The organism is Shewanella salipaludis (assembly GCF_012911865.1).
Taxonomy (GTDB): domain Bacteria; phylum Pseudomonadota; class Gammaproteobacteria; order Enterobacterales; family Shewanellaceae; genus Shewanella; species Shewanella salipaludis.
On sequence record NZ_JAAXYH010000011.1, the window covers coordinates 67,752 to 87,840 of the forward strand.

General features: G+C 55.9%; 15 protein-coding genes and 2 pseudogenes. 9 read left to right on the plus strand and 8 right to left on the minus strand.

Annotated elements, in window-relative coordinates; translation table 11 throughout:
• Positions 1-17 precede the first annotated feature (17 nt).
• From HC757_RS14325 to HC757_RS14340, 4 genes are all read right to left on the minus strand, one after another.
• Positions 18-1,610, minus strand: coding sequence for a sensor histidine kinase (locus tag HC757_RS14325; RefSeq protein WP_169565063.1), 1,593 nt, complete (start codon positions 1,608-1,610; stop codon positions 18-20).
• Positions 1,603-2,238, minus strand: coding sequence for a hypothetical protein (locus HC757_RS14330; RefSeq protein ID WP_169565064.1), 636 nt, complete (start codon positions 2,236-2,238; stop codon positions 1,603-1,605). The genes HC757_RS14325 and HC757_RS14330 overlap by 8 nt, the downstream gene beginning before the upstream one ends.
• Positions 2,239-2,261: 23 nt before the next feature.
• On the minus strand, positions 2,262-4,319 hold the full coding sequence (locus tag HC757_RS14335; RefSeq protein WP_169565065.1) for a TonB-dependent receptor plug domain-containing protein: 2,058 nt from the start codon (positions 4,317-4,319) through the stop codon (positions 2,262-2,264).
• Positions 4,320-4,390: 71 nt separating this feature from the next.
• Positions 4,391-5,350 (minus strand): diguanylate cyclase, encoded by a 960-nt coding sequence (locus HC757_RS14340; protein WP_169565066.1) that lies wholly within the window; start codon positions 5,348-5,350, stop codon positions 4,391-4,393.
• 205 nt (positions 5,351-5,555) lie between these two features.
• Between HC757_RS14340 and HC757_RS14345 the strand changes: the two genes are divergently transcribed.
• The 3 genes from HC757_RS14345 to HC757_RS14355 all read left to right on the plus strand — a co-directional run bounded on the left by HC757_RS14345 (position 5,556) and on the right by HC757_RS14355 (position 9,472).
• Positions 5,556-7,181: a sigma-54-dependent transcriptional regulator gene (locus HC757_RS14345; protein ID WP_169565067.1), complete on the plus strand. Its 1,626-nt coding sequence runs from the start codon at positions 5,556-5,558 to the stop codon at positions 7,179-7,181.
• Positions 7,182-7,351: 170 nt separating this feature from the next.
• Positions 7,352-8,905, plus strand: coding sequence for a YHYH protein (locus HC757_RS14350; RefSeq protein WP_169565068.1), 1,554 nt, complete (start codon positions 7,352-7,354; stop codon positions 8,903-8,905).
• Between the two features lie 9 nt (positions 8,906-8,914).
• Entirely contained in the window at positions 8,915-9,472 is a 558-nt protein-coding gene (locus HC757_RS14355; protein WP_169565069.1) for a hypothetical protein, read from the plus strand.
• A 932-nt stretch (positions 9,473-10,404) separates the two neighbouring features.
• On the opposite strand, the gene HC757_RS14360 is transcribed toward HC757_RS14355, so the two are convergent.
• Positions 10,405-10,767: a winged helix-turn-helix transcriptional regulator gene (locus HC757_RS14360; RefSeq protein ID WP_169565070.1), complete on the minus strand. Its 363-nt coding sequence runs from the start codon at positions 10,765-10,767 to the stop codon at positions 10,405-10,407.
• 124 nt (positions 10,768-10,891) lie between these two features.
• Between HC757_RS14360 and HC757_RS14365 the strand changes: the two genes are divergently transcribed.
• The 5 genes and pseudogenes from HC757_RS14365 to HC757_RS14385 form a co-directional block, all read left to right on the plus strand.
• Positions 10,892-11,521, plus strand: a complete 630-nt coding sequence (locus tag HC757_RS14365) for a glutathione binding-like protein (protein ID WP_169565071.1) — start codon at positions 10,892-10,894, stop codon at positions 11,519-11,521.
• Positions 11,518-11,910 carry a nuclear transport factor 2 family protein gene (locus HC757_RS14370; protein ID WP_169565072.1) on the plus strand — a complete coding sequence of 131 codons (393 nt, stop codon included), beginning with the start codon at positions 11,518-11,520 and terminating at the stop codon, positions 11,908-11,910. Before HC757_RS14365 ends, HC757_RS14370 begins: the two co-directional genes overlap by 4 nt.
• Positions 11,897-12,130, plus strand: coding sequence for a tautomerase family protein (locus HC757_RS14375; RefSeq protein WP_169565073.1), 234 nt, complete (start codon positions 11,897-11,899; stop codon positions 12,128-12,130). The genes HC757_RS14370 and HC757_RS14375 overlap by 14 nt, the downstream gene beginning before the upstream one ends.
• The gene (locus HC757_RS14380) at positions 12,130-12,513 is read left to right on the plus strand and encodes a DMT family transporter (protein ID WP_169565074.1); all 384 of its coding nucleotides are present in this window, start codon (positions 12,130-12,132) and stop codon (positions 12,511-12,513) included. Before HC757_RS14375 ends, HC757_RS14380 begins: the two co-directional genes overlap by 1 nt.
• Positions 12,514-12,542: 29 nt before the next feature.
• Positions 12,543-13,694, plus strand: a pseudogene (locus HC757_RS14385) (transposase); the annotation flags it as partial.
• A gap of 34 nt (positions 13,695-13,728) precedes the next feature.
• On the opposite strand, the pseudogene HC757_RS14390 reads toward HC757_RS14385, so the two are convergent.
• From HC757_RS14390 to HC757_RS14400, 3 genes and pseudogenes are all read right to left on the minus strand, one after another.
• Positions 13,729-14,619: pseudogene (locus tag HC757_RS14390) on the minus strand (transposase); the annotation flags it as partial.
• A 56-nt stretch (positions 14,620-14,675) separates the two neighbouring features.
• The gene (locus tag HC757_RS14395; RefSeq protein ID WP_169565075.1) at positions 14,676-15,140 is read right to left on the minus strand and encodes a phage tail protein; all 465 of its coding nucleotides are present in this window, start codon (positions 15,138-15,140) and stop codon (positions 14,676-14,678) included.
• A gap of 946 nt (positions 15,141-16,086) precedes the next feature.
• Entirely contained in the window at positions 16,087-18,273 is a 2,187-nt protein-coding gene (locus HC757_RS14400; RefSeq protein WP_169565076.1) for a jacalin-like lectin, read from the minus strand.
• 859 nt (positions 18,274-19,132) lie between these two features.
• Here HC757_RS14400 and yjjG point away from each other — a divergent pair.
• The gene (yjjG, locus tag HC757_RS14405; RefSeq protein ID WP_169565077.1) at positions 19,133-19,825 is read left to right on the plus strand and encodes a pyrimidine 5'-nucleotidase; all 693 of its coding nucleotides are present in this window, start codon (positions 19,133-19,135) and stop codon (positions 19,823-19,825) included.
• The last annotated feature ends 264 nt before the right edge of the window (positions 19,826-20,089 follow it).

Here is a 20,089-nt window from a genome sequence, read left to right on the forward strand (position 1 = left end):
AGGGCACGCTCATGCCGCTATGGCGTTTGCTCATATTGGCCTAACTTGGCGACCAGCAGCTTGAACCTGTAGTTGCTGACGAAGGGGGCGATGTCGGCGAGGAAATCCTGGTAGCAGCCGGCCTGCTCCAGTTGCTGGATCAGCTTGCGCAGGGCCAACACGTCGTGGCGTTGGGCCTGCAGCGCCAGTTCTTCCCGCTGCGCCAGCGGCGGCAGGGTGATATGGCTGTCGGCCACTGTATCCGTGGCTGTCTCCATCTTGGCTTCGGTGGCCGGGCTTGGGTCCCGTCTGCTGGGGAGTTCGAGTTCGAACCAGAAGCGACTGCCGACATTCGGGGTGCTGCTGACCCGCAGCTTGCCGCCCATCAGGGCGATGAGCCGCTGACTTATGCTCAGCCCCAGACCCGAGCCTTCGGCGCGGGTGATGGGGTTATCCAATTGCTGGAACGGAATGAAGATCTCCTTGAGCTGATTTTTGGCTATGCCTATGCCGCTGTCCGCCACGCAAAAATGCAAGCGGCAGTGGTCCTGGGCCTGGGTTTTCAGCCGGGTAACACTGAAAACCACCTCGCCGCCGGGGGTAAATTTCACCGCGTTGCTGAGCAGATTGAGCAAAATCTGCCGCAGGCGCTTCTCGTCGACCCGGATGGCTTTGGGCAGACTGTCATCGAACCTCACCTTGAAGTCCAGCCCCTGAAGCTGCGCCCTGAGACGCGTCATTTCCACCAGGGTGTTCAGGAAACTTGTGAGCGCCACCTCGCTGGGGTGGAAGGTGACGCTGTCCTCATCGGCCCGGGAAAATTCGAGTATGTCATTGATCATCATGAGTAAGTGGTCGGCACTGCGATCTATGCTGTTGATACCCTGGCGATAATTTTCCATCAAGGCCGGATCTTCCTTGTAGAGCTGGGTGTAACCCAGAATGGCATTGAGCGGGGTACGCAGCTCATGGGTGATGTTCGCCATGAAGCGGGTCTTGGCCTTGTCCGAGGCTTCGAGCAAGTGTTTGGCGGCATGCAGGCGGTGGAACATCAGCATCATGACCAGCCAGACAGCCACCAAGAGTCCGAAGGTCAGCCCCGACTCGGCAAACAACCGGCTCTGCATTTCATTGCTCAGGGTCTTGAAATAGCCGTCGCTGATGGCGATATTGGCGATCCCCAGCAGATCGCCGCGGCCGGTGATCAGCGGCAGCGCTATCTGGAAGCAGTTCAGGCATTGGGCATCGCCCTCATGGAAATCCAGCGAGCCGGGTGCCAGTTCCAGCAGATCGTAATCGAATTGCAGCGTCAGGCCGCGGATATAGCGCCCGCCGATCGCCGGATCTTCGACGATCAGCATCTCCTGTATCAGGCTGCGCAGCTTGCCGGCCAGCTCCTCGGGCTTGCTATGCTCCAGGGTCTCGACTATCACGGCGGATTGGGATTGTGCCAACACATTGGCCTGGGTCTGGGCGGCCAAATAGAGCCTGGGCTTGAGAGTATGCTGCCAATAATTTTCCAGCGACCAGGCGAGCACGGCCAGCAGGGCGATGAAGATGGCGCTGATGATGCACTGGCTTAACAGGCTGCTGCCGGGGCGCAGCCGCGGCGGCAGGGAAAACTTACTCATACTGACGTGCCGCCTTGAGGTAGAAGGATTTGATACTCAGCCGACTCTGGTTCATCGTGCCTATGTTGAGCAGCGGCCGCACCGCCGCCTGTACCGAGATCCCCGCCAGCACACCCTTTTCCACATCCCCCTCGAAGGGTGAGAAGAGGATGACGCCCTGGTTGATGCTCTGCTCTATGAGGGCGCTGAGTTCGGCATCATTCAGTTTTTGGGCGATAAAGATGGCCGCCGGCTTGTCACTGCCGGGCTGCAATATCTGCTCCAGGGTACGGATGTCGATTCTAAGGGGTAAACCGTTGATCTCGCGCAGATAGTCGTCGAGCAGGGCCTGGTATTCCCGGATGTCGTCTTCGCTGTTGATATGGACCAGGATCACGGGCACGGCTCCCGAGGTGTCGGTCTTCTCCCTGAGCTTGAGATCGGCGCTCAGCAGCGCCCGAAACAGCTTGAGGCCGACCCTGACCCTGTGGTCGGTGAAGCTGTCGTTGTTTGACTGGGCATGGAGCAGTGGCGGCCACAGCAACAGGCTAAGCAAAAGAGCAGGCAACAGAGCAGGCAACAGAGCAGGCAACCTAAGTTGCCGGGCAAGTTTGCTTGTCTGATGGAGTATGCCTGCGCCCGGTCTCATCTCACTTTGCTCCTAATACGGCATCAGAATTGATAACTCAGCTGCAGGTTGGCTGTGCGCTCGCCCTGATGCAGCCCCTGGGGATATTGCACTGGATTGGGCACTGTATCGTATTCTTCCCCCGTCAGGTTCTTCAGCCCGACTGTGATATCCAGCCCCTTTATCTGCAAGGGTTGCGCCACTCCCAGGGTGTAATCCAGCGTAAAATAGGGATCAAATTCGTGGGTCACCTGACTCCTGAGTTCGATATCCGCTCCTTCCTGTTCGCCGACATAATTGAACAACAAGGCATGATGTAAATGGTTGTCGCCGTGCCAGCTGATGCCGGCCCGCGCCAGCCATTGGGCCGATCCTATGAGGATCTTGTCCCTGTCCCTATGGTCCCTGGCCCTGACGTAGGACAGGTTGGCAAACCAATCCCAATTGCGGTTGACTGCCTGCTGCCACTCGAACTCCACCCCTGTGGTGCTGATGTCGCCGTTGTTGTGCCAGATGGGCGGCCGGCCCGGCTGCTGGAGAAATTCGATCAAGTCTTTTATCTTGGTATTAAACACTGTGGTGTGGAAGCTGAAGCCATCGCGCCGATACACATAGGCCACTTCGCTCGAGTTCAGTCTCTCTTCGCTCAGCTGGGTGAACACTGTGCCGGGGAAGGCGTGGGGGCCGGGGTGGGCTTCTTCCAGGGTCGGCGGCCGGAAGGCCTCGGCATATTGGGCCTTGAGTATGTGGTGCTCGTCGACGCGCCATACCGCGGCCAGGCGGGGGGACAGGTTGGCGTCCCAGTCGCTGTAACTGTCCAACCTGGCCCCCAGGGTCAGTTCCAGCGCCTCTGTCAGCATCCACTGATCCTGCAGGGTGACACTGGTCAGGCTGCGACTCGAATCGTCCAGCACCCGGGTTTTGTCGGCGGGAAACTCTCTCGCTGCCTGGCCGGGTTGCAGGAATCTGCCGAAGGCATCATCGACCCGGCTGTGGCTGTAACCGAGCGCAGCATAGAGCCTGTGATCTTCTGTTGGGGTCCAATGCAGCGAGACATTGGCCCTGTCGCTCGATTCGCTATTGCCGTCCTGGCGGTACTGGTTGACGACCACTTCCTGGCCTCCCGGCCTCAGCCCCCCGGCCGGGATCGGCAGATAGGCCGCCTCGGTCAGCTGCGAGCGGGTGTGGGAAAGCTCGGTCTTGAGGGTCAATTCCGGGGTAAATTGCCAGCTCTTATCTATATTGACGGCCAGGAATGTCTCCTGGCGCGGCGCTATCGATGCCGGCATGGCGGCATTGCGGCCATACCAGCCGCCGCGCTCCACATCTGCGTATTGCAGCTCCAGGTGGTAGCCCTGGTGTTCGAGTTTGGCCAGCGCCAGGGTGCCCTGCTCGCGATCGAAAATAGCGCCGGGTGAAAACCCGCGTCCCGAGTTGGCAAAGTTATCCGGATTGCCCTTGAGCCCGCTGTCGTCCCTGTCCCACACCGAGAGGTTCAGGCTCGCCCGGGTGTCGTCGCCGAATCTGTGCTGCGCCAGCAGGTTGCTGCCAAGGGCGTCATGGCTGCCTGCTGCAGCCGTCAGCAGATTGTCGCTGCGGGAAATGACATTGATGACGCCGGAAAAGGCAAATTCACCATAGAGGGAGGAGCCGGGACCGCGGATCACTTCGATGCGCTCAAACTGACTGAGGGGCAGGCGGTACAGCCAATCGGCTGAACCGTCGACGGCGCGGTTGACCGGGACCCCGTTCAACATGATTTTCAGGTTGCTGGCGCCGAGACTGGCACCCGTGCCGCGGACTATGGCGAGGGGATCGCCGGCATTGTTGACCGTGATATAGAAGCCGGCTACCTGGTTCAGCGCCTGGCCTATGGTTTGTACGCCGTAGCCGGCCAGCTCTCTGGCATCCAATACGCTGACCATGCCGGGCACATAGTCGGCATTCATCTTGGTCTGGGTCGCCAGCATTGTCTCCTCTTCGAGCAGCGCCATCAGGGCCGCCATCTCCTCTTGTTCATCGGCCTTCAAGCCGAAAGCGGGGGCCATGAGTGTCAGGGTAGCTGCCAAAGGCAACAGATTACGCAGTCGGTTTGTTGTCATTTATTTTTTTATCCGCGCTATTAGCTAAAAAATTGTTAGCAGGATAAATTTTACCTGAGCCCAGCACAAATTTAATTGAGTCTCAGCCTTATTTGCGCCGAGGTCTCATCCAGGCTGCAGACCCGGTTGCGCCCCTGTTGCTTGGCCAGATACAGGCCCTGGTCGGCCCTGTGCAGCAGCGTCTGCCAGTTGTCGCCTTGCCGGGGATACATGCTGGCAATGCCTATGCTGACGCTGACATGGGGCAGGCATGCGGAGCCGGCATGGGGGATGGCCTGTGCCTCCATGGCCTGACGCAAGCGCTCGGCCACCGCCAGGGCGCCGGTTTCGCTGGTCTCGGGCAGCAGCACCACGAATTCTTCACCGCCATAACGTGCCAGCAGATCGGCGGGGCGCAGCAGCTGCTGGCCCAGCGTCAGTGCCGTCTGCCTTATGCACTCGTCGCCGTGATTATGGCCGTAGCTGTCATTGAATTGTTTGAAATAATCTATGTCTATCATCAGCGCGGATAAGGGGTATTGGCTCGCGGCGGCGCGGCGCCACTCGCGTTCCAGCATGCAGTCGAAATGGCGCCGGTTGGCTATGCCGGTCAAGGCATCGGTACAGGCGAGCCGTGCCAGCCTGTCCGTGCGATTTTTGACTTCGAGGTGATTGCGCAGCCTGGCCTTGAGTATGGGGATGGAGAAAGGCTTGTTGACGAAGTCGATCGCGCCCAGCCGCAATCCCTGTTCTATGTCCGCTTCGTTGTTCTTGGCCGAGATGAAGATCACCGGAATATCGGCTGTGGCCTGATCTTGTTTCAGCCGCCGGCAGACCTCGAAACCGTCCATGCCCGGCATCATGATGTCCAGCAGTATGAGATCCGGGGACAGTTCCCGTGCCAGTTGCAGGCCTTCCTCGCCGGATAGGGAGACCAGCAGTTCTATGCTCTCCTGCTGCAGGTTGGCGATCATCACATCCAGGTTGTCGACATTGTCGTCAACGACCAGAACACAAGGTTTGTCTGTCTGGGTATTCAAGGAATTTTCCATTGCGGCTCTGTGGTAAGAATAATGCCTGGCATAGCAGAGCAAGAAAAACGCCAACTTGATAAATTATTATATATCAGTGCATTATATTGGCACTCTTGGAACAGTCCACCCCAGTGCTTATAGTTTTTCCTGGTCGCTTATAGGATCTTATAGCTTTGGGTTCCTATACTGTTTCGCATAATCATGTTTACTCCGGAGTTAGCTCATGTCGCAACCACAGGTATTGATCGTCGACGATCAGCCGGACAACCTGGATGTTTTGGTCAATTATCTGGCCGACAGCGGCCTGGATCTCAGGGTCGCGCTGGACGCGGAGCAGGCGTTGCAGTTGGCGGCCCAGAGCACTCCGGCGCTGATGTTGCTGGACGTGATGATGCCAGGTATCGACGGCTTCGAACTCTGTCGCCTGCTGAAACAGGCCGAGGCCACCAAAGACGTGCCTGTGATCTTCATGAGCGCCCTGTCGGATACCCACAGCAAGGTGAAGGGCTTCAACGCCGGGGCAATAGACTTTATCAGCAAGCCGCTGCAGCGGGAGGAAGTGCTGGCGCGGATCCTGGCGCACCTGACGATACGCAGGCAACAGCAGGAGCTGGAGAGCAAGAACAGTGAGCTGGCGGGGCTGAACCTGGCGCTGCAGCAGCAGATTGACAGGCGCCAACAGGCGGAGGATGCACTGCAATTGGCGGACGAAAAGCTGTCCATGCTGAGTCGGCAGGAGGCCAGGTTATGGGGCATAGATGCCTTCATAGGCCAAAGCCGGGTCACTGCGCGCCTGCTGGATGAAGTACGGGATCTGCAGCTGGCGCCGCGCACCAATGTGCTGGTGCTGGGAGAAAGCGGCACAGGGAAGGAGTTGATTTCCCGGGCGATCCACTATGGCAGTGAGCGCAGCAACCGGCCTTTTGTTGCTGTGAACTGCTCGGCCATTCCCGCCGAGCTGGCCGATGCGGAATTTTTCGGCCATGTGAAGGGCGCCTATACCGGGGCCACGAGCGACAGGCAGGGCTATTTCGTCAAGGCCGATGGCGGCACCCTGTTTCTCGATGAGATAGGCGACATGCCGCCGGCATTGCAGGCCAAGCTTCTCAGGGTGCTGGAAGACGGCATAGTGATCCCCATAGGCGGGAAAAGCAGTCGTCGGGTGGATGTGCGGGTGGTCGCGGCGACCAATGTCGACCTCAGGGCCAAGGTGCAGCATAAGCAGTTTCGCCAGGATCTCTTCTTCCGTTTGGCCGGCTATCAGCTGAGCCTGCCACCGCTCAGGGAGCGCCCGGGTGACATAGCTCCCCTGGTCGAGCATTTCCTGCAGTTGCTCGCCTCCCAGATGGGGCGGGATAAGCCGGCGATCACCCGGGAGGCGTTACAGGCGCTGGGGCGCTATCATTATCCGGGCAATGTGCGTGAGCTGAAGAACCTGCTCGAGTATGCCCTGATCGCCAGTCGGGGCAAGGGCATCAGGGCAGAGCACCTGCATTTTCTGGAACCTCTGCCCGCCGTGGGCCGGGACGCGCCGGCGGCACAGGCCGACCAAGCCGCCGCTGGGGTGATGAGCCCGAATGGGGGGCTTGCCGATGGACTTCACTCTGAAAGGCTGGTCTCTGCAAGCATACGCTCTGCAAGCACGGCGGGCGCCGGCGCGCCGCCGGACTCGGAGGAGGACGCGCTGTTGCGCTATGCCGGGGCCCAAGGGCGGATAGACAATACCGCCGCCCAGACCTTGCTGGGGGTGGATCATGGCCGCGCCTCCTACCTGTTGAAGAAACTGCACCGGGAGGGGCGACTCGTCAAGCAGGGAGAGCGCCGCTGGACCTATTACACGGCAGACTAGCCGTGGATATGCTATAAGCGAAACCATGCCCTGTTATAAGCGTTCTGGCATGTCTTTAAGCGTACTGCTGGTGTGACAGCGTAAGCACTTGATTGTTTGTGTTAAATTATGTTGGCAAGAAAGTTGCCTCAATGTAAATGGATTTAATATGAACAACAGGGAGTTTTGCCATGCAGCTTTCATCACAGTTTCCAGCTTATTTTTTACGCCTGCGCGGCTTGGCGCTGCTCTTGTCTGTCGGTCTGGCACTGACCGCCTGCGGCGGCGGGGGCAGTGCGGATGACGGCGGCACAGTTGCAGACAGCAGTGGTGGCGCCCCCGCCGGCGGCAGTCAGGGCAGCCAAAACGCGGCGCCCATCGCCTCGGCCGGCGAGGATCAATACAGCTTCGTCGGCGCCACCGTCACCCTGGATGGCCGCGGCAGCAGCGATGCCGACGGCGACAGCCTGAGCTACAGCTGGACCCTGGCGGAACAGCCGGCGGGCAGCCACAGCAGTCTCGGCAACGCCACCAGCGCCAGCCCCACCCTGGTACCGGATCAGTCGGGCAACTATTTGCTGAGACTGGAAGTCAGCGACGGCACTGAGATCAGTAACCTGGACGAAGTCAGCGTCACCGCCGCCGAGTGGTTGCTCAACACCAATGTCCGCTCGAGCTATATCAAGAGTAACGGCAATGGTGTGTTGGTGAACGTCCAGGGGCTGCAAACCTCGGCGTCGGCGGGCACCCACTACCTGACGGTGGCCACTACAGGCATTCCGGATTACAAAGTGACCCTCAGCCAGAGCGATGTGGACTGGCTGAATAACAGGCCCAAGGCTGCCAGCGATTTTTACGGTGGCGTGACCTCGGCCAAAGCCGGCGAGGCGATCGCCTTCGGTCAGAATATAGGCTACAAGCCTGTGGGCTCAAGTTGCAGCCTGGGTTATTGGCCGCCTGGCCCTGCATGTCCCTCCAATCAGAGCGCGCAACTCAAGCTGCCTACCGAGCCGGCCCCGGCTGGCGGCACCGCCTGTGCGACCTCGCTCAATACCATAGGCCTGATGCTCAACGGTGCTGCGGTATTCAACTGGCAGGATGGCTCCAGCTACAACAATCAGCAGGTCTGGCTCAATCTGGCGCCTGTGTTCGAACAATACGACGTGGATATCTGCCAGGGCCATGCCCAGCAACAGGGCAATTACCATCATCACATGTACTCGGCTTGTCTGCAGACTTTGTTGGAGGATAACGGCAGCGGTCATTCCCCCATCTATGGTTTCGCCGCCGATGGTTACCCCATCTATGGTCCCTACACTATGCAGGGGGTGTTGGCGAAATCCGCCTGGATCAAGCGTGACTACAGCGCCGCATCGGTTTCCGGCTGTGGCGCCGACGGCGTGCGCAGTTGTCAGCTGGTGGATCAATACGATCTGAGCAAAGGCACCCAGAGCGTCAGCGCAGGACCGGACACAGATACCAATGTCACTACCATGTCCGGCAACAGCATAGCCGCCGTCAGTGGTATCTATTTCGAAGATTATTATTACGATGCCGCTCTGACGGCCATGGGCGGGGAATACCTGGACCAACACAACGGCCATGATCACGACGGCCTGGGCTACCACTATCATGTTACCGCCCAATCGGTAGCGGGCCAGCTGCAACCGGTATTCCCCTATCAGGTGGGGCCGACCTTCTACGGTGAGCTGCCCGCCGACACCTTTGCCAGTTGTGGCAACTAGGAGGTCATCATGAGCAGACTCATTTTCGGTGCGCTGTTGCTGCTGTGTCTGGCCGCGCGCGCCGACGCCCAACAGGCCATGGCCGTGTCCGAAACCGCAGTGCCCGAAACAGCCGGTTCCGTAATGCCAGGTCATCCAATGGCAGGGCCCGAGATGGCCAGCATGGTGCACGACTATGGGCCCATTCAGGTGCCGGATGACAGCCCCTTGCCCGAGTTGGCGCTGGTGTTGCACCGCGATGCCATGTCCGGCATCAATCTGCACCTGGCATTGCGTCACTATGCTTTGGGGCCTCCGGAGCAGGCCGCGGTCGGGAAGATGCTCAATGGTCACGCCCATCTCTATGTGAACGGCAAGAAAATCCAGCGTCTCTACGGGCCGGACGTGCACTTGCCCGCCGGGCTGTTTAAGCCGGGCATCAACCTGGTGCTGGTATCGCTCAATGCCCACAGTCACGCCGTCTGGCAAGATGGCGACAAGCAGCTGTTGGCATCGAGTTTCATCAACCCGGAGGCAGATAAGTTGGTGCTGTACAGTTTCAGCAGTGCACCGTTGACGGAGGATTAACCATACAAGCGCTTTAAGACGACCTCTGAGCTTCAGGGGGTGTCTGTCGTGGGCCTTCAGCCCACACCCGAACAAGGAGGACTGCTCGTCCTATCCTCCTTGCATCCACCATGACGCCCCGACGAAGTTGTATTCCTTGTGCTTATTCGAAAATAACTAACGCTTCCGATGGATGCGGATTATATCCCTATAATCCAACCCAGCTTGGCAGTCCCTGCCGTGCGCTCATAGGCTCGAAAATCACCGCTTTTCATTCGCCCCTGCCCCCGCGAAAGCTGAGCTGACATCCTGTCAGCCCCACGCCATTTTCTTCAACGCCCTGCGGCAACTTCGATGGGGAGGGTGGCAAGCTGTAAACTCGGCATCACTAACAGGTTTGGGTGATGAGATGATCACCTCGGTCATGAGGCGTTGTGTTAACAATGACACTCTCGATTGAGCATAGGGGGGACTCACTGGGTAAAGTGTGGCTGCAAAGTAAGTTTGCAGCCCATCACCTGCCGTGGGCCTGCGTACTGCTCTTATATCAGGAGCATCAGTGACACGGCGGCTCTTGATCTCAAAAGAGTCATCCTTGTAGCCTCGACGGCGACAAATGCTTCCCTGCACAACAGCCAGCTCGCCATCCATGGCTCTCGTTCGCAACATATCGCCATGCGATGCTCACCCTGTCGCCAACGGTCACTGGCGCAGCAGTGCTTCTTTTGGTGTACTCATAGGTATTGATAGTCACTGTAGCACAGAGGTTCTTCGGACCATTTATCGCAGACAGTATTGTGGGTGTGCCATCTCTTTGATTGACGGAATGTCGTAGTCACTTGTTACACGGCCACTGCACCAGCCAAGGTTACTCCTGGATCTCAGCAATGCAGCAAGCCGGCGTCGCTATTATTGCTTGTCTTCAGTCCTCATGAGTCTGCCAGGCGAGGGCATCAATTGTTAACGCCAAGCTGTCCCCGTGCCTTCAGTTTGTGGCCAACTTTGACTATCGCGTCCAGCGCGGGGAGCAGTTCGCGACCGAGTTCGGTCAATTCGTATTCTACTGAAGGCGGTGAGGTGTCCCTGACATGACGTTGAACGACACCACGCTCTGTCAGCTCTGACAGCCGTGTCGACAACACTTTTGCCGAAATAGGCGGAATGTCGATTCGCAGCTCGTTGAATCTCCGCGGTCCCATGCGCAAACACCAGATGACGTTCGGTGCCCACGCCCCCGCGATCACCGCCATGCATTCGGTCAGCATGCAGGGCTCGGGTGGTGCAGGGCTTCTATTAATCCTAACTTTCAGTGACATAAGAGTAACCAGGTTTCCATGAGGTAACCCAATTCTATCAGCAAATACAAGGTTACTTCTAGTAATCTAATATCCAGTTGATATTATCTGTGCGTCTACTACCACAACCAAAGGACTGACCCACATGAAGCTATATTACAAACCCGGTGCCTGCTCCATGGCCTCACACATAGTACTCAATGAGCTGGAGCTCAGCTTTTCCCTCGAGCGCACGGACACGGCGCAGGGCATTACCGAGACGGGGCGGCAGTATGCTGAAATTAACCCCAATGGCTACGTGCCGGCCCTGGAGCTGGAGCCCGGACTGGTATTGACTGAGAATGCCGCGATTCTCGAACACTTGGCCGATCTGGTGCCGACAAAAGGCCTGGCGCCCAAACCAGGCACTCTGGAGCGCTCGCGGCTGCGTGAATTACTCGCCTTCCTGTCAGCCGAGTTGCATAAGGCCTTCAGCCCGTTTTTCAGCGGCACAGAGCTGTCGACCGAGGAGCGTCATGCAGCGCAAGCCAAGCTTGCCAGGCGGATCGCACCCCTCGAAGCCCGGTTGGCGGATGAGCGGCCTTTTCTGCTCGGAAACCAGTTCAGTGTCGCCGATGCCTATGCCTTCGTCATACTCAATTGGTCGCAATTCATCGGCTTCTCGCTTCAACCCTGGCCTTTTACTCAGGCATTTTTGGAAAGGCTGGGCGCGCACCCAAGTGTGGTGAAAGCTCTTGAAACCGAAGGGCTCCTGCCTGTGGGGGGATCGCGATGAGCGCATCAGCCGAGGTTCAGGCGCTGCTGGCGCAGTATTTCGATACCTTGTACTACTGCGACCTGGAAAAATTTGATGCGATTTTTCATCCCCTGGCCATCTACACCACGGCCGACGAGACGCCCTTGCTGCACAGGGATATGCCTTGCTACCGGGAGGTGCTGGCCCGGCGCGAGCCCCCGGCAGCGCGCAAGGAGCCGCGTCGAGATCTTATAGATGAAATTGAATTTGCAGGCGAAAACACCGCGCTTGCCCGGGTTCGCTGTTCCTTCGGCGGCCGCGATTTCATCGACCTGCTGACCCTGGTCCGCAGCGAAGGCCGCTGGTACATAATGGCAAAAATATTCCACGTGATTGCAGCCAATGGAGAGACTCATGCCCTACGTTAATATCAAGGTCACACGGGAAGGGGTGACAGAAACGCAAAAAGCCGCCCTGATAAAGGGGGTCACAGATCTCTTGGTCGAGGTGCTGCACAAGTCCCCGGCAACCACTATGGTCGTCATTGACGAAGTCGACCTGGACAACTGGGGCATTGGCGGGCTGCCCGTCACCGACTATCGCCGGCTTGCGGCGACGTCGGGCCAGGGCAGTGGAAGCATGGAATAATGGCCGCCTCAGTCGGCATGGCGCTGGTCATGGGTCTTGTCATGATAGCAGCCGGGATGGGCATACCCGTCATGGCGGCACTCAACGGCGGGTTGGGGCTCAGGCTGGGCAATCCGGTCGCCGCTTCCAGTTTGCTGTTGAGTCTGGCGCTGCTGGTGAGCCTGGTCTTCACCCTTGGCAGGCCGCTGCCCGCCGCGGCGCAGTTCGCGGCTACGCCGCCGCATTATTTCATGGGCGGCTTTTTCGTCGCCTTCTACATACTCTCCATCACCTGGATTGCACCTAAGATTGGCATAGGCAATGCGATATTCTTGGTGCTGTGCGGTCAGATAGCCGCCTCGGCCCTGATTGATCTGCACCACTACTTTTGGACACCGAGCTAAGTGAGTAAAATCCCTTAACGAGGTGAAAAATGACCACTAAAACTAAACGTAAAATCCATACCGCTGAATTCAAAGCCGAGGCGTTAAAACTCGCCAGTCGAGTTGGTGTTGCCGCAGCGGCCAAAGAGTTGAAACTGTACGAGTCGCAAATCTATAACTGGCGTGCTACCAACGAGAGAAAATCCAGCACCAGTCAACGTGAAGCTGAACTGGCCGCCGAGGTGGCTAAGCTTAAACGGCAACTCGCTGAGAAAACTGAGGATTTAGATATCCTAAAAAAGGCGGCCACCTACTTCGCGAAGAATCAAAAATAGCCCGGTTTGAATTCATCCTTGAGCATCAGCAGCTGTTCACGCTTCGAAGAATGGTGCTGGCACTCAAGGTATCGCGAAGTGGGTATTATGCGTGGCGTAGTGTCGGTCGGTCGGCAGCCCAGTCCCAGGCTGGTTAAGCGCACGACCCGGGATGCCAAAATCAAGCTAGCCTTTGAAGCCAGCAAGACACGTTACGGCGCCCGACGTATCCAGGTTGACCTTGCCGAACAGGGTGATGCTGCCGATGTAAAGACCATAGGCCGCAGCCTGAAACGCCAGGGTTTGGTGGCCAATGCCGCCCGCAAGTTTAAGGTGACCACAGATAGCAATCATCAACTGCCTGTGTCGTCTAACTTGCTGAAACAAGACTTTACGGCAATGGCACCGAACCAGAAATGGGTAGGCGATATGACCTATTTAATGACAAGTGAGGGCTGGTTGTACCTGGCGGTGATTATCGACTTGTACTCACGGGCGGTGGTTGGTTGGTCAATGAGCTCACGAATGACGTCTGAGTTGGTCTGTGATGCTCTGAAAATGGCGCTGTTTCGGCGTGGCTTCCCCAAAGAGGTCATTACCCATAGTGACAGAGGCAGCCAATACTGTTCGCATGCGTACCGAGATTTAATAGCAAGACATGAACTGAATCAAAGCATGAGCCGTAAAGGCAATTGCTGGGATAACGCCTGTGCTGAGAGTTTCTTCCATTCACTCAAAGTCGAGGCGATTCAATATGAATCCATTATGGACAGAGAAACTATGCGTCAGGTTGTGTTTGAATACATTGAAGTTGATTACAACAAAAGCAGAAGGCATAGTGCCCTTGGCTATCTAAGCCCAGAGAATTTTGAACAAAAGAACAGTGCTTAGCAAAATGTCCACTTTTAGTGGTGCAGATCAGTGTGCCCACTGGGCCGCGAAATAACTTACCAAACTCAGTGGTGAGCTTGAGCCAATTATCTTGGGAGATATCCAGCCTTGTTAGCAACTTAGCGCTATTTTCACTGATAGCACCACGTTTATCGTCGCGAATAATTCGCCCGGTATCGTCAATCAATTCGAGATAGTCCTGTAGCGAGAAGGCAATACCATTGGGCTGATTATTGCGTTCGTCTCCAATAAAAGGCAGTAAGTTTTGGGGCTGCTCGCCTTTCAAAGCGGCCTGAATACGCAGTTTGATGCTGGTATGGTCTGATTGTTCTGGGGTAGTCGCCATCTTGGCTCTGATGGGGTTCAAATCAACATAAGCCATACAGGCCAATACGGCAGCTTCATCTAACAGGGCTTGCGACTTAAAGCGTCCTTCCCAGAAGCGACCTGAGCAATTATCTTCTTGATTTGCTTGTCGTGCTATAGGTTCGTTTAAACAACGCATGAACCAAGATATGTCGCATAACCTGCTGCGATAGGTGGCGATGGAGTGCTTTAAATTGACCACCTCATGTGACTCAACCAGCTCACCCTGGGTAAATTTTTGGGTTAACTCATTCCCCTTGAACAATTTATGCCATTGCTCAAGCACTTCCCTGTCGCTCCAATTGTTCGCAGTAGCTATGTCGATACGAAGCACCACATGCAGGTGATTTGACATCACCACAAAAGCCGCTACATCAATGGCAAAAACCGCTTCGAGTTCAAACAGCAAGGACTCAACCCAACCGCGGCGATGGTCATAGTTTTTACTCGAGTAGACATCGTCCCCACACAGGAAGGCACGCCGCACCACACGACTACAGCAATGGTAATACGGCGTGTCTTCGATACTAATCTGGGATCTGCGAGGGCGCGGCATAGCAAGACTCCAACATCGACACTTTCATTCAGTCTAGTAGAGGATGCCAAATCACACTATTCAATACTGGGTGTCCATATTTGCTCGGTAAAACGGTCCGCCACTAGATCTAATTGCTCAATCGCGAACTCATTGGTGGACGCATTGAAGTCCGGTGCGGTGAGCTTGATGGGAAAGGCATTCACAACATTCCAAGTCAGCAATAGTTCGGTGCCGGCATCATTTGTCAGAGTGATGGAAATATCTTTCTTTTCCACTTGATTTAAGGAGATAGAACTAATCCATTCGTAGAGTTGGGCTTGCCCACGGACGACACCCCTTTTTAGGCTGATGTTAATACCGCCTCGTTGCCCTGGCATTTGAAACTGGCCGCCGAGACCATCTTTATATTCAATCGTTTCATAACTGTGCACTAGGCCAGAAACGGCATTAAACAGCATCTCTTCTCTATCGACGCTTACGCGAAAACGATAAGTAGGGGTAGGATAATTTACAGCAATTTGATCTGCAGATAGCGACATACAAAATCCTTTTGTAATATGGCGAGACACTTATTGTGTTGTCGCCGAGGTGTATAAAATAAGCTAAATCGGGTTCTGTGAAAGCCCTCAAACTGTTCATTCTGAGTTAGATTATCTTCGGCTAAAAAGATCAGAAAAAATCAGAAAAAATCAGTCCATCCACCGTAAAACAATAACATAATGCGCTTCCGGTTTAAGTTCAAGTAACGGTGAGTCACTTGGCCACGAAAAGGCTGACAAGAAAGAATGTGGAGACAGGCATAACTTCCAATGACAATTTCCGGACGTCGCGATGCCAAACCGGAACACTTGAACAGGCGTTGGCGACATGGATGATTGCTTGTGCGTCTATGTGTTCACGACATTTAGCTAGCGCTAGTTGGCAGATGCTGCCGTTGATAATGTTCTGGTGCTGCATTGTCTCTGTTGCACGGTTGCCAAATCGAAGAGGGATATAACCCGGGTGTAAGCATGGCTGTGACCTTCGAAAACAGGGATGTTTGCGTAGAGCCCACAGGGAGGTGCTGGCGGCGTGTCACAGCTGTGCTTGCACTACCCCCGCGGGAGGCGATTGCTTGGCATGACTCGGAGTATTTGCTCTTTAAAATGAAATGCAGATTGGCCGCTGCATGTGAGATCAAGAGCCTGTGTCTCACTGCAGCCCTTGTAATAGGGATAATGCCAAAGGTTGCGCTATGGCTTCCTGTCATAGCAAGATGAGTGCATCCGGCACCTCATCTGCAACAGGCTATGGGCTGCACTGGCCATGGCAGCCATGCCGGACAAGATTGCTCCTAAGGGCAGAAAAAGGAAAAAAAAGCGGGGCAATGACTGCCCCGCTGGTTATACGTCTGTTGTTACAGGCCGTTTGTTACATCTTGTTTGTTCCCAGCTGCTTGTCGCACGCTCTTTATTACACCGATGGCCAAGCGGCCAAGCGGCGCTATCAGGGCAGGCAGCTGGCATTGGTGAAGAAGTATTTGACTTCGTAGTCTTCACAGGTGGTGTTGTTGGAGTCACCGCCGTTGCTCGAGTTCCAGCAGGCGAAACCTGTGCTGTTGTTGACCAGCCTCTGGCCTGTGAGGCGGGCATCCAGCTTGTTGCCTACTACCCTGGCAACAATGCCGGCGACATCGCTGGCGGCGCAGGAGGAGGAGATATTGCCGCTTTGCTGTTGGGCGGTAAACAGCTCGTTGTCGCCATTCGCCGGGTCGTCCCTGTCCAGCCAGTCGGTGGCATACAGAGGCGGGGTGACCTGGGAGGCGGCGATACGATGGGCGCCGAGTGACCTAATGAAATCATTACTCGCACGGCCGTGCAAGGCGAAGATCTGATCACCGTAGTTGAGGGTGTAGGTGGTGCCGGTACAGGTTCCCGAGTCGATCGAGCTGTTTTTGTTGGTGGTGAATTTCAGATAAACCACGCGATCTTTGCCGTCGTCACGATCGACACAATACGTCATCGCCTTGACGTATCCGCTGCTAGCCAGGGTGATTTCGCTGTTGTGGCCGCCGTTGATTGAGCCATGTGTCTTGCAAATGTCGTTGCCGTCGGCGGTGGCATGGGAGACGACTTGTCCCTGCTTATAGCACATGCGCACATAGCGAAATTTGCCGTTGTCGCCTTCGCTGAGCTTGATGCTTCTCAGGTTCAAGGCGCCTGTGCCCTGCAGTTTGCGCTGCAGCATATCCAGATCATCGAAAGCATCACCGGCCGAGGCATCGCCTTTGGCGGTACTCTTGCTGTAGCCTATGTCTTGATACTCGGTACTGGCCTGCCATACCCCTTCGACGTTTTGGTCATGATAATTCAGCCAGGCAGTGGTGATACCCGCATCGCTTTTGGCACTGAGGAGATCCTGATTTTCGCGCGCGTTATAGGGCATGGAAAAGTGAAAGTTGCCCAGCGCTTCACAGGCACTGAATCCCTGCTCCCAAGACCCTGAGGCGGTTGATATTTGCCAGTTTCTATTGTCATCGACGCAGGCGAAGCGTTTGCTTAGGCTGCAGTTGGCGTCGTTGAGCATGCCGTCGGAGCGGCTCAGCGCGCAGTCTTCATTGTTGTTGGCATTGTTAGGTTCGCCGCTATACCATGACCAGACGTAATCTTCGATCTGCGGCGCTTTGGAGGCACCTATGGTGGTGGCGTTCGCTTCCACCAGGGCGAGTTCCAGAATATTGGCACCTTCTTCGGCTTTGGCGAGCACCTTATCGCCGTGGAGATCGATCTCGTCTTTTTTGTATTCTGTGGTGGCATCCAGAGCCAAACTGAAATTCCCCAGTGCATAATGGGCGGAGAAGGATTCATCGCCGTCTGCATCCTTGGCGCATTGATCTCCGTTCTGGCAGAAGGCTTCGCTGGACGACAAATTACCGCTGCTGTCGAACTCGTCGGCGCCTATCCATACCCATTCCAGATACTTGCTGGCGTGGTCCTCGTCATGATAATTGCACAGATCTTTTTTGCGTGGAATTTGGGTGACTATGATGATGTTCTTGCCGGCATCGAGCACATCCTGCTTACGCAGTGTTTGCACCGGCAAGGAGGCGCAATCGCCGCTGTTATAGCCCCAGTTCTCGGGTTTGAAGACGTAGTCACCGAGCTTGTCTTTGATCTTATCGCCGATTAAGTTGCGGAAGTTGTTATGGTAATCCGAGTCATAGGCTTCCAGTTTCAACATCAAGACTTCGTCTTTATGGGTGGATAAGTAATCCGACAGCTCGTCGAGTCCTGTCGCCAGGCTCGCAACACTGACAAAGGTCCAGCTGCATTTGGTTGCTTCTTCTAAACCCAGGTGACAGAGCTTGGGGGTGTTATCGCTGGCCGACATGGGGTAGACATCGTATTCGATCACACGAATGCCGCGCCAAAATAAACTTTTCGGCGAGTACCATTGGTTCACATCTGTGTAATCACCTGCCTTCCAATCATAGGAAGCGAAGGCGTTGTGCGCGCCCGCCCACAGACTCTTGGACAGGGGTGCTCTGGTATCTATCTGCCCCTGCAGGGTGAGACGGGTGACTTGTTCGGCACTGCTGTCGATCTCGGCCCAGCCGCTGATGGGGGCTAACAGCAAACAACTGCCCAAGAGCAGGGCCCTGGCGGCCAGATGTTTGTGGATTGCTATTTTCATGGTTCCATCCTCTTCTTCTAAAATTTCTTGGTTAACACTTTTATCTACGCCCGTTGGCAGACGGTACGCAACTCAGGCTGTGCAGGAACTGTACGGGAGCTGGACGGGATATCGGCGAGCCTTGCTCGCCTGTCCTCAATGGATTGCATAGTTCCGGTTACAGCAAGCCATTTAGCAATTTATTGGCCAACTTTTTAACCATTTTAAATCAATGATTTATACAATATTTAAGGGGCCGGTCTCATAGGCGAACGGCATTCGCTTATAAACGCTTATCTATGGGGTGTGGCATCACGCCAACGCCGCCATCTCGCTTATTGCGCTCCCGCTCTGCTGATAGGCCTGTTGTTTACAAGATCGATAGGAAGAGGGTCGATAGAGATAGTCCCTGATAGAGAGTGCCGACAGGAAGAGGACGGTGCGCTCGCGGCGGGCGCGAGCAATGCAGGCATCCCCTGGGAGCGTATCTCTGAAATGTCCAAGGGGCAGGGCTGTTATCCCACTTCACTTATAAGCGAGTCTGCCCGGGCGCACCTTTCTTTAAGCGATACCCAGTGCTTATAGGCTAATCAGCTTTTTCTTGGCAACTTAACTCATAACTCAGTTTGGCTTAGAACCTGGTCTGGCTCATCACCTTGTAGCTGGGGGTTCGATGTTAACCGGCTCTGGCGCCTTGGTAGTAGGTCGGCAGCGGCTCACCCTGGCTCTTGTCCATCTGCGGTTGTCGGCATTGTAGAGATTCAGTCAACAATGAATTTATTCATTGGGGATTATAGAATGACTGAAAACAAAGTAGAGTAGCGCACGCCATAGGTGTGGCCGGCGACCGCTGGCCTGTCGTTACTTCCTGGAGAATATCATGCCCCACAGCACAAGCCTGCCCTTCGATTGGGTGTTGTTCGATGCCGACGAGACCCTGTTTCATTTCGATGCCTTCGCCGGCCTCAGGCTGATGTTTGCCGGCTTTGGGGTCGACTTCGGCCAGGCCGATTTCGATGAGTATCAGGCGGTCAACAAGCCACTGTGGGTCGATTATCAGGACGGCAGGATAAGCGCCGCCGAGCTGCAAACCCGCCGCTTCGAGCCCTGGGCGGCGCGGCTCCAGCTCACGCCCCAAAGGCTCAACAGCGCATTCTTGACGGCCATGGCCGAGATCTGTGCGCCGCTGCCCGGTGCCCGCGACTTGTTGGCGGCATTGCAGGGCAAGGCCAAGCTGGGGATCATCACCAATGGCTTCACCGAGCTGCAAACTGTGCGTCTGGAGCGCACCGGGCTGCAGCATCATTTCGATATTCTGGTGATTTCCGAAGAGGTGGGGATCGCCAAGCCAGACGCCGGCATCTTCGAACATGCCCTGAAACTGATGCAACATCCGCCGCGGGAGCGGGTGTTGATGGTGGGGGACAATCCCCACTCCGACATCCTGGGCGGCATCAACGCCGGCATTCACACCTGCTGGTACAACGCCCACGGTCAGCAGGTGCCAACAGGCATATCGCCCCATTACCAGGTGAACTCCTTGAGCGAACTGCAAGCACTGCTGTGCAGCTAACCCAGGCTGCTGCGCCCTCATTCATGTCAATATAAAGCCCTGGGTTTGCAGGGCTTTCATATGCCAGTCCCAATCGGGCCAGCCATGGCCAGGTTAGCCAAGTTATTTTCTGGCCCAGGTTCAGCGCCACTTTGGCTTAGGCCCACTCGCTCAGGCGCAGGCTATCCGGCCTAAGCGGCCCAATAGGCACCGGGCATCCCATGGCGATAGCCAGGTTACTTCTCCCCTTTAAATCAGAAACTTGAGCAGACAGTGTTCGACTAC